General features: G+C 43.6%; 9 protein-coding genes. 6 read left to right on the forward strand and 3 right to left on the reverse strand.

What is annotated here, in order from left to right; genetic code table 11:
- A partial coding sequence (locus F6K37_RS22535) for a pyrophosphohydrolase domain-containing protein (protein WP_502887768.1) occupies window positions 1-123 on the forward strand: 123 nt, incomplete at its 5' end.
- Between the two features lie 272 nt (window positions 124-395).
- Window positions 396-839: a DUF4351 domain-containing protein gene (locus tag F6K37_RS22540; RefSeq protein ID WP_287252261.1), complete on the forward strand. Its 444-nt coding sequence runs from the start codon at window positions 396-398 to the stop codon at window positions 837-839.
- Window positions 840-980: 141 nt separating this feature from the next.
- Here the strand turns inward: F6K37_RS22540 and F6K37_RS22545 are convergent, their stop codons facing one another.
- Together F6K37_RS22545 and F6K37_RS22550 are read right to left on the reverse strand one after the other, a co-directional pair.
- Entirely contained in the window at window positions 981-1,799 is an 819-nt protein-coding gene (locus F6K37_RS22545; protein WP_287252263.1) for an SDR family NAD(P)-dependent oxidoreductase, read from the reverse strand.
- A 27-nt stretch (window positions 1,800-1,826) separates the two neighbouring features.
- Window positions 1,827-2,807 (reverse strand): SDR family NAD(P)-dependent oxidoreductase, encoded by a 981-nt coding sequence (locus F6K37_RS22550; RefSeq protein ID WP_287252265.1) that lies wholly within the window; start codon window positions 2,805-2,807, stop codon window positions 1,827-1,829.
- A gap of 47 nt (window positions 2,808-2,854) precedes the next feature.
- On the opposite strand from F6K37_RS22550, the gene F6K37_RS22555 reads away from it, so the two are divergent.
- From F6K37_RS22555 to F6K37_RS22565, 3 genes are all read left to right on the forward strand, one after another.
- A complete protein-coding gene (locus F6K37_RS22555; protein WP_154659970.1) occupies window positions 2,855-3,052 on the forward strand; it encodes a hypothetical protein in 198 nt (65 codons plus the stop codon).
- A 178-nt stretch (window positions 3,053-3,230) separates the two neighbouring features.
- Entirely contained in the window at window positions 3,231-4,673 is a 1,443-nt protein-coding gene (locus tag F6K37_RS22560; protein ID WP_287252267.1) for a flavin-containing monooxygenase, read from the forward strand.
- Between the two features lie 255 nt (window positions 4,674-4,928).
- Window positions 4,929-5,786, forward strand: coding sequence for a DUF4351 domain-containing protein (locus F6K37_RS22565; RefSeq protein WP_287252268.1), 858 nt, complete (start codon window positions 4,929-4,931; stop codon window positions 5,784-5,786).
- 14 nt (window positions 5,787-5,800) lie between these two features.
- Here F6K37_RS22565 and F6K37_RS22570 read toward each other — a convergent pair whose 3' ends face one another.
- Window positions 5,801-5,926: a hypothetical protein gene (locus F6K37_RS22570; protein ID WP_287252270.1), complete on the reverse strand. Its 126-nt coding sequence runs from the start codon at window positions 5,924-5,926 to the stop codon at window positions 5,801-5,803.
- 11 nt (window positions 5,927-5,937) lie between these two features.
- Here F6K37_RS22570 and F6K37_RS22575 point away from each other — a divergent pair.
- A partial coding sequence (locus tag F6K37_RS22575) for an RpnC/YadD family protein (protein WP_287252272.1) occupies window positions 5,938-6,610 on the forward strand: 673 nt, incomplete at its 3' end.

Raw genomic sequence — 6,610 nt, forward strand, 5'->3', positions numbered from 1 at the left:
GATGACCCGGATGCGATCGCATCTGAAGTAGCGGACTTGCTCTACCACAGCCTAGTTGCTATGGCTTACCATCAGGTTGATGTACGGGATGTTTATCGCAAATTGCAACAGCGCCGTCGATAGTGTTAGAGCTTATACTAACCAGTTGGTCGATACTAACACCAACCATCGCTATCGAGTAATCAGGATGTGGGAGCAAGACCCTGACCCCTTTTTGGCCAATCCCGCCTTATTGCCCTTTGCCACTCTGGCATAAGCGTGAATCTCCTAAGGGAGTAGCCAAAAAATAAAATACCAGATTTTAGCTTGTAGGGTGGGCAAAAACATTTTGGTTCAAATGAGTCTTATAGATAAGATAACTTTGCCCACCCTACTTTAATTGGTATTTTTTTTACATGCAAGTCCCTAAACGATTATTAGAGCAAGTGGCGGCAGAAGTAGATAGGATTGAAGAACCATCCGCTTTTACTAACATATCCGCTTGTACCCAGTTACTAGCCGGTTTGCGGTTCGACCAAAGGTTGATTGGAGAATTATTTCCGGAGGACGTGATGCAAGAGTCTGTAATTTATCAGAAGATCATTCAAAAAGGACATCAACTGGGTTTACTGGAAGGAAAACGTGAAGGAAAACTGGAAGGAAAACGCGAAGGAAAACAAGAGGAAGGGTACTCAATCATTATACGTCAACTGACCCGTCGGTTTGGGAGTGTTGACGACCAGCTACAACAGGGGATTAAAAAGCTTTCTATTGCTCAATTGGAAGAGTTGAGCGAGGCGCTGTTGGATTTTGAGACAGTCACCGATGTAGCTGTGTGGTTGGCTGAGCATCAACAATAAACCGGATGCGTACACATCCAAGCTCAGTGCCATGCTCCCACACTTCATACCCTAGTAAGTGTGGGCTTCTCGCCAAACCCAACCCTTGCTTATCCCTACTCCCTACTCCGATGATCCGCTGTTTCCTTTGCTATATAAATCCTATACATTGGCTTTTGGCTTCCGATTGAACCCATTAAGAATCCAGTTTAATAATTGGGGAAAAAAACGTTTAATAACTGAGATAATTTTTGCCATTCGATCAGGAAAAACCTGAGGTTTATCATCAATGATTCCTTGAATCGTTTTGCCCATGACTTTAGCCGGATCAGTTATTATAAAGTCCGGCAACCCCTGATTTTCTTTAGCAAGGGTTCCGTACTGTTCCGACTGAAGAATGGGAGTACGGCTGTAAAAGGGATAAACAGCTGTAACCTTGACGTTGTAAATTTTAACTTCATTTAAAAGCCCTTCGCTGAATCCTCGCAACCCGAATTTACTAGCACCATAATGAGCCATGCCAGCGGGTGCTATCCAGCCAGCAGCAGAGGAAATATTAACGATGTGACCTTGGCGACGCCTAATCATATCAGCGGCAAATAGAGAACTCAACCGCATTGGTGCCAGCAGATTTACCTGCATCAGCCTTTCCCATGTTTCTCCAGGAACTTCGTCCATGCGACCAAAAAGCCCAATGCCAGCATTGTTGATCAAAATATCGATTTCTATTCCCAGGTCTTTAACCTGACGATAAAGGGTTTCGCATCCGTCAGGTTCAGAAAGATTAATCCCCAAAAGAGCAAGTATATCCCCAGTTTTAACCTCCCGTTGAATAGCTTCGGCACGCTCTTTAAGAAGAGTTTCATCAAGATCGGTGAGGATCAAATGGCTACCAGCTTCTAATAATTGTCGAGTCAATTCCTGACCGAATCCACCGGCGGCACCGGTGATTATTACCACAGCTCCATGGAGATTGCTCATCTAATTGTTCTCAATTTTTGCTATCGGTTAAATTTTAGGAGATTGGAGTATTCCCCATAGTAATAAAAACCAGGGTATATTAATGTTAGGTATCAGCGACGCATATTTTATTAATAGTGGCCAAAACATTGGAGCTATAAAACGCAGAGAGCGTAGTGATACCGGACGTAACCCGTCTTTATCGAAGAGACCATAGTGCTCAGCCAGTTCTGCGACAACTCGAACACGGCCTGTAAAGCGCATTACAGTTCGGTCTGCAGCAAGGGCAGCAATAACGCGCCCTGTTAGTAAAGGAGTTTCCCAATTATAGCCTTGAGAGATCACTTGGCTTTGCTGATTACGTGGTTTATCTTCTCCCATTTGCAAAGCCAAACTGGAAATATGCTCGGTACCAACTATGCCTGGCCAAATCGAAAGGGATGCCACATTATATGGCTTCAGTTCAACAGCCATATCCGCAGCAAGTCGATCACAAGCGGCTTTACCCGCCCCGTATGCGGCACCAAAGATGTAAGACATGCCGCCCCAGGATGAGATGGTGCAAATGAGCCCCTGCTGACGCTGAATCATCAGTCGAGCTGCAAAAACACTGGCAATATAATGGCTGCGGAGACCGACATCATTGACAGCATCCCAAAGATTGTCAACGCATTCCCAAAATGGTTTTTCGTATCCCTCTTTCAATGCCTGCACTCCTGAAAACGCATTATTGACCAGCAGATCCAGTTGTCCCTTCTGCTCGTCTTGAATCCGTTCAAAGAGTAAGCGCACTTGTTGGTCGTCGCTATGATCTACCATTACCGGAATACAAATACCACCAGCATCTTGCACAGCTAATTGGGTTTCCCGAAGACTACCGGAAACTCCCTCTGTGACATTGGAACTGTCTAGACTACGACCGGTAATATATACCGTAGCACCTTCCTCTCCAAGGCCAATCGCAATTCCTTTACCAATACCACGGCTGGCACCCGTGACTAAGGTTACTTTGCCTTCAAGGCTCCCCATAATTGCTTTTTTTGATATTTATTATATTATTTAATGGTAGCATTTTTTTGACCGTAAGCATTCAGCCATCAGCCGTCAGCCGTCAGCCGTCAGCCGTCAGTTTTGTGGCACAGGCTTTGGCCTTGGCCTTTCGGCCACGCTACGCGAATGGCCACGCTGTGCGAACGACGCTGGGAGGTGACTTTACTCAGCATTATTCCAATGCTTACTTGTTTTATTCAAAAGCACCTCAAGTAGCGCATTAGCTGATAGCTGATAGCTGATAGCTGATAGCTGATAGCTGATAGCTGATAGCTGAATACTCACTTTTGACCTTTGCTGGTTGGGATTTTTATCTAAACTTCGATTATCGCGTTTTGGGAACTATCCAACTAAACAATAAAACGAATAATCACCAGTAATCATAACATAAAAATAATAAAAATGCAAGTAGTTATTATTGGTGCCGGCATGTCTGGTATCTGCATGGCTATTAAACTTAAAAAAGCCAAAATACCTTTCATTATTCTAGAAAAATACTCTCGAATTGGAGGGACTTGGCGGGATAATAACTACCCAGGATGTGCCTGTGACATTCCCGCTCATTTATATTGTTACTCTTTTGAGATGAAATATGATTGGAACCAAGTTTATCCCTCTCAGCCAGAGATATTGAAATACTTAGAACACTGCACACGTAAATACAATATTTATCCCCATATCCGTTTTAATCAAGAGGTTATTAGCGCCCATTTCAATGCCAAAAATTGCCTCTGGTATGTTGACACAGCTGATAATAAAACTATAACAGCTAACATACTGATCAGTGCCTGGGGAGGTTTAAATTTACCCAAACTACCGAATTTGGGTAGCTTGGAAACCTTCAAAGGAGTCTCGTTTCACTCAGCTAGATGGAATCACAGCTTTGATTTAACTGATAAAACTGTGGCAGTTGTAGGAACTGCAGCGAGTGCAGTTCAATTTATCCCAGAAGTTGCCAAAAAAGTGAAACAACTATTGATTTTTCAAAGAACTCCTAACTGGATTACTAAGCGAGACGATGGGACTTATTCAGCCCAGATGCAATGGTATTTTAAGAACTTCCCTATTCTGATGCAACTCCACCGGGGATTACTATACTTACGTAATGACTTAATCAGTTTTCCCCTATTCATTACTGGAAGTTTTCTCGGTAAGTACCTGCGAAAACAATTGGAAAAACGCATACACCAGGAAATTGCTGACTCCCGAGTACGGGATGCGGTGATGCCCAGCTATCAACCAGGTTGTAAACGAATTTTAATTAATAACGACTTTTATCAAACCCTGAACCGAAAGAATGTAGAATTGATTACAGATAAGATAGATAAAATAACGGCTGATAGTCTGGTAACCGAACCAGGAAAAGACTATAAAGTTGACGCTATTATCTATGCTACAGGATTTAACTCTTTGTCCTACAAAAAAATGGATATACGTGGTAGCAACGGAGAGAGTCTAGCGGGGATATGGGGCAACGAACCAGAAGCGTATCTTGGTATTTCTGTTTCCAATTTCCCTAACTTTTTTAGTCTTTTAGGACCGAATACTGGTTTGGGTCATAGCTCGGTTATTTTAATGGTAGAGTGCCAAGTTAATTATATTATTGGCTGCTTGAATAAAATGCTCACAGAAGACTGGAAATCTCTGGAAGTGAAGGAGGAAGCCATGAGACGTTATTATCAGGATTTATGGAAAACTATGGCAAAAAGGGTGTGGACAAAAGAAAACTGTATGAGCTGGTATCAAAATAAAGATGGCAGAGTATTCGCTTTGTGGCCTGGTAATACTATCCAATATTGGTGGGCTACAAGAAAACCAATTTTTGATGACTATATTTCTACCTAGCCTAGTCGGGTAAGACTACCAATTCTTTTGAGGAGATAGGCGGGGAAGAGGGGGAGATAGAGCAGATTTTTATTTCAGGGGGAAGCCAAAAAGACCAAAAGCCCAATCACAAAAAAAGCGATTGGCCTATGGCCACGCTACGCGATGCTCGCTTATGAGCCGCTAAGGGATTGGCCTATGGCCACGCTACGCGATCGCTTTTTTTGACCAAATCCTGTAAACTCGGCCAGGTAGTCTTAACCACAGATAACTACCTTGGCTTACGATAATATATGTAAATATCTCGCCGAAAACTACCCAGGGGATTTGGTCAAGTGGCTTCATGGTATTGAGGTGACTGAAATATCGGTGCTCAAAACTGAGTTAAATACCGAACCGATTCACGCCGATTCCTTGACCCTGCTGCAAACCGCTAACCAAATCCTACAGTGGGAATTTCAAACCCTGCCAGCTTCCAAGCCATCCCTACCATTGCGGATGCTCAAGTATTGGGTCAGACTCAAAGAAAAGTATAACTGTCCCATAGAGCAGGTGGTGATATTTCTCAAGTTCACCACCTCATCCAAAGCTTATACTAACCAGTTGCTGGAGAGTAATACCAGTCATCGCTATCGAGTAATCAGGATGTGGGAGCAAGACCCGGAGCAATTTTTGGCCAATCCCGCCTTATTGCCTTTTGCCACTTTAGCATTCAGTGAGTCTCCCAACAGATTATTAGAGCAAGTGGCGGCAGCAGTCGATAGGATTGAAGAACCACTAGCTTTTACTAACATATCCGCTTGTACCCAGTTACTAGCTGGCTTGCGGTTTGACCAAAGGTTGATCACAGAATTATTTCCGGAGGACGTGATGCAAGAGTCTGTAATTTATCAGAAGATAATTCAAAAAGGACATAAACTTGGTTTACTCGAAGGAAAACGTGAAGGAAGGCAAGAGGAAGGTTACTCAATCGTGATACGTCAACTGACCCGTCGGTTTGGGAGTGTTTCAGACCAGCTACAACAGGGGATTCAAAAGCTTTCTGTTGCTCAATTGGAGGAGTTGAGCGAGGCGTTGTTGGATTTTGAGACCGTCACCGATATAGCTGTGTGGTTGGCATCCCATCAGCAATAAAAAAAGCGATGCTCTCAAAGAGCCCCTACGCGAACGCGATGAAGCGTTCGCAAAGCGTGGCCTACGGCCTCAGCTTCCGCGCTTATGCGATCGCTTTTTTTGACCAAATCCTGTAAACTCGGCCAGGTAGTCTTAACCACAGATAACTACCTTGGCTTACGATAATATATGTAAATATCTCGCCGAAAACTACCCAGCTGATTTGGTCAGGTGGCTTCATGATATTGAAGTTACTGAAATATCGGTGCTCAAAACTGAGTTAAATACTGAACCGATTCACGCCGATTCCTTGACCCTGCTGCAAACCGCTAACCAAATCCTACAGTGGGAATTTCAAACCCTGCCAGCTTCCAAGCCATCCCTACCATTGCGGATGCTCAAGTATTGGGTCAGACTCAAAGAAAAGTATAACTGTCCCATAGAGCAGGTGGTGATATTTCTCAAGTTCACCACCTCATCCAAAGCTTATACTAACCAGTTGCTGGAGAGTAATACCAGTCATCGCTATCGAGTAATCAGGATGTGGGAGCAAGACCCGGAGCAATTTTTGGCCAATCCCGCCTTATTGCCTTTTGCCACTTTAGCATTCAGTGAGTCTCCCAACAGATTATTAGAGCAAGTGGCGGCAGCAGTCGATAGGATTGAAGAACCACTAGCTTTTACTAACATATCCGCTTGTACCCAGTTACTAGCTGGCTTGCGGTTTGACCAAAGGTTGATCACAGAATTATTTCCGGAGGACGTGATGCAAGAGTCTGTAATTTATCAGAAGATAATTCAAAAAGGACATAAACTTGGTTTACTCGAAGGAAAACGTGAAGGAA

The organism is Moorena sp. SIO4E2 (assembly GCF_010671945.1).
Taxonomy (GTDB): Bacteria; Cyanobacteriota; Cyanobacteriia; order Cyanobacteriales; family Coleofasciculaceae; genus Moorena; species Moorena producens.